Here is a 2206-nt window from a genome sequence, read left to right as displayed (position 1 = left end):
CGTCGACCTGCACGGCAACGGACCGGCCAGCCGCCGCCTGCTGGAAGAGCTGAGACCCGCTCAGATCGTGGGCTTCGCCGCCCGCCGCGCGGCGAATCGCGGCGTGTGCCGCCTCGGTCCGCGCTGGCTGCCGAGCGAGCACGAAGTCCACCGCTGGTGCCGGCTGCTGACGCGCAGCGGCATCCCGGCCGACCCAAGCGACCTGGATCTCCAGCCCCCGGACCCGGTAACGCGCCCGGCGGCGCCGAACCCGCATTCGTCGGCCGTCCGGGCAACCGCGGGCTCGAACAGCGCCGCCCGCGCGTGGCCCGCCAACTATGCCAGGCCCGTCATCATCCATCCCGGAGCGGCCTACGCAAGCCGCCGCTGGCCCCCCTCGCGCTTCGCGGCCGTAGCCGGGTACCTCAACAAGTCCGGCTGGCGCGTACTCATCACCGGCTCCGCAGCCGAGCGCGACCTAGCCGCGTACGTAGCGCGCGCCGCAGACCTTCCGCCACATGCCGCCGTCGCCGGCCAGACCACGCCGCTCAACCTCGCGTCGCTGGTGGCCGAGGCCGCGCTGGTCGTCTCCGGGGACACCGGCGTGGCGCACCTGGCGACGGCGTTCCGGCGTCCGTCAGTGGTCTTGTTCGGCCCGATCCCGCCCAACGAATGGGGGCCGCCGCCGGATCGCCCGTGGCACGTGGCCCTGCACGTCGCAGAGCCCGGCTACCACGGCGATCCGCACGGCAGCGAGCTCGATCCGGCCCTGGACGCGATCCGCGCCACGGACGTCATCGCCGTCGTCGACAAGCTCCTCGAGGCGACCGCGCATTCCGTCGGCTGACGGGCTTCACTGCGCTCCCGAGTCCTGGGCTCCCGACTCCTACGCCTCCGAGTCCTGGGCTTCCTGGTCAGTGGGCGGCTGCGGCTGCGGCTGTTCCGGCTGGCTGGCGCGCAATCCGGCCGCGATGAGGACAACGCCGACCGGCATGACGACCGGTAGCGCCCACTGCCCGAGAAGCTGCCGCGCGAGAAGGGCGACTACACCTACCGCGCCGGCCATGACGACAGCGCGTCTGGTAAGGCTGACGCCCCCGAACAACCATCGCCAAGCGCGCATGGTCTACCAAGCTACGGGTGGAGGACCACCTTGGTCCAGCCCTCGTCGCGCTGGTCGAAGTGGCGGTAGGCGTCCGGGGCGTCATCCAATCCGACGTGGTGCGAGACCAGGAACGACGGCTCGGCGCGGCCGGCGTGGATCAGGTCGCGCAGCTGCCGGTTGTACGCCTTGACGTTCGCCTGCCCGCTGCCCATGGTCAGGCCCTTCTGGAAGAACAGCCCCAGATCGAAGGCGACCTGGCCCTCCTTGCCCAGCTCGTCCGGCGAGTTCGGGTCGCTGGGCACGTAGACGCCCACCACGCCGATCGTCCCGGTGGCGCGCACCGAGCGGACCACGTTGTTGATGACCATGTCAGGGTGCTCGGTGCCGCCCGGGTCGTGCGCCTGCCAGCCGACGCAGTCGCAGCCCTTGTCCGCGCCGCGGCCCTGGGTCAGCTCCATGATCTGCTCGACCGGATCGCCGTCGTTCGCGTCGACCGGGAGGGCGCCGATCTTCTCCGCCAGCCGCAGCCGGTCCCGCTGATGATCGACCAGCATGATCTTCGCGGCGCCGCGGATCGCCGCCGAGTAGGCCGCCATCAGGCCGACCGGCCCGGCGCCGAAGACCGCGACGGCGTCGCCGGGGCTGACCCGTGCCAGCTCCGTCGCGTGGTACCCGGTCGGGAAGATGTCGGCGAGCATCACGTAGTCGTCCTGCCGCTCCTGCGCGTCTTCGGGCAGCCGCAGGCAGTTGAAGTCGCCGAAGGGCACGCGCAGCAGTTCGGCCTGGCCGCCGTTGTACGGGCCCATATCGGCGTATCCGTAGGCGCCGCCGGCCATGCCCGGGTTCACCGTGAGACAGAAGCCGGTCAGGCCGCGCTCGCAGTTGCGGCAGAAGCCGCAGGCGATGTTGAACGGCAGGCACACCCAGTCGCCGACCTTGATCCGGGCCACCGCGGAGCCGACCTCGATCACCTGGCCGAGGTTCTCGTGGCCGAGGACCTTGCCCTCCTCCACGCTGGTGCGGCCCTCGTACATATGCAGGTCCGAACCGCAGATGTTGGTCGCGGTGATGCGCACCAGGACGTCCGTGGGCGCCTCGATGCGCGCGTCGGGCACCTGCTCC

Annotated in this window: 3 protein-coding genes; 1 reads left to right on the top strand and 2 read right to left on the bottom strand. The window is 71.5% G+C overall.

Translation table 11 applies throughout. The features are described from left to right. Positions 1-826: glycosyltransferase family 9 protein (locus VFB40_RS06450; protein WP_324848373.1), on the top strand; the 826-nt coding region annotated here is incomplete at its 5' end. A gap of 39 nt (positions 827-865) precedes the next feature. On the opposite strand, the gene VFB40_RS06445 is transcribed toward VFB40_RS06450, so the two are convergent. After that, a complete protein-coding gene (locus VFB40_RS06445; protein ID WP_324848372.1) occupies positions 866-1045 on the bottom strand; it encodes a hypothetical protein in 180 nt (59 codons plus the stop codon). Between the two features lie 68 nt (positions 1046-1113). After that, positions 1114-2206 (bottom strand): glutathione-independent formaldehyde dehydrogenase (locus tag VFB40_RS06440; RefSeq protein WP_324848371.1); only part of this gene is annotated, 1093 nt, incomplete at its 5' end.

Origin of the sequence: Actinocrinis sp. (assembly GCF_035650855.1) — a bacterium.
Lineage (GTDB): Bacteria > Actinomycetota > Actinomycetes > Streptomycetales > Catenulisporaceae > Actinocrinis.
This window is presented reverse-complemented; position numbering and strand designations above follow the sequence as displayed.